This is a genomic window from Pseudomonas sp. B3G-3 (assembly GCF_028640915.1).
GTDB lineage: Bacteria > Pseudomonadota > Gammaproteobacteria > Pseudomonadales > Pseudomonadaceae > Aquipseudomonas > Aquipseudomonas chlororaphis_I.
Map to the genome: position 1 here is coordinate 1 of NZ_JAQZAB010000001.1, position 887 is coordinate 887.

Annotated in this window: 1 protein-coding gene; it reads right to left on the reverse strand. The window is 64.9% G+C overall.

What is annotated here, in order from left to right; all coding sequences use genetic code 11:
• Nucleotides 1-887 (reverse strand): type VI secretion system tip protein TssI/VgrG (tssI, locus tag PVZ80_RS00005; protein ID WP_273863241.1); only part of this gene is annotated, 887 nt, incomplete at both ends.

The following is an 887-nucleotide window of genomic DNA, read 5'->3' on the forward strand; positions in this document are numbered from 1 at the left end:
GCCGATGCGGATTTTCTGGTCGTGTTCGATGTTCTCGTCCCAGTCGCGCTGGGCGTGGATGAAGATCTGTTCGGCGCCTTTTTTGTCTTCGATGCGCAGTTCGTTGTAGCCGGCGCCGCCGGGGGAGCTCATGGACTTGAAGACGGTACGGGTCTTGTTCGCCGGCAGGGCGTAAGGCACCGGGTGTTCCTTGTGGTACAGGCAGCCGGTGATCAGCGGCTGGTCGGGGTCGCCCTCGAGGAAGGTCACCAGTACTTCCATGCCGATGCGCGGGATGACGATGGCGCCGTAGCGGTCGCCGGCCCAGCTAGAGGACACGCGCAGCCAGCAGCTGGTCTTGTCGTCGGCCTTGCCTTCGCGGTCCCAGTGGAACTGCACCTTGACCCGGCCGTACTGGTCGCAGTGGATTTCTTCGCCCTTGGGGCCGGTGACCACCGCGGTCTGGCTGCCGAGGACGCGCGGTTTCGGGTGGTTCAGGGCCGGGCGGTAGAACACCTGCCAGGGCGTGGCGAGGAAGCGGTTGCGGTAGCCCTGGTGGAAGTCGTCCTTGTTGTCGGTGGTGTCGCTGGTCACCGACTCTTCCAGCACCTGCGGCTGCTTGCCTTCGTGGACGATATGGGTCAGCAGCCACAGGTCGTTCCACTCGCTGCGCGGGTGCTCGGATAGCTCCAGGAAGTGGCCACTGACCAGCCGTGTCTGGTCGCCCCAGCCTTCGGCCTGCTGGTAGTCGGCGCGGTGGCGTTCGAGGGCGCGCTGGCTGAGGAATTTGCCGCGCGCACGGTCGGTGAAACGGCCCGGGTAGTCGTAGTCTTCCAGGTCCGGTTCTTCGCTTTCAGCCTCGGGTTTATAGGCCGCTTCCAGCTGCAGGCGCGGCTTCTCGAAGTCGT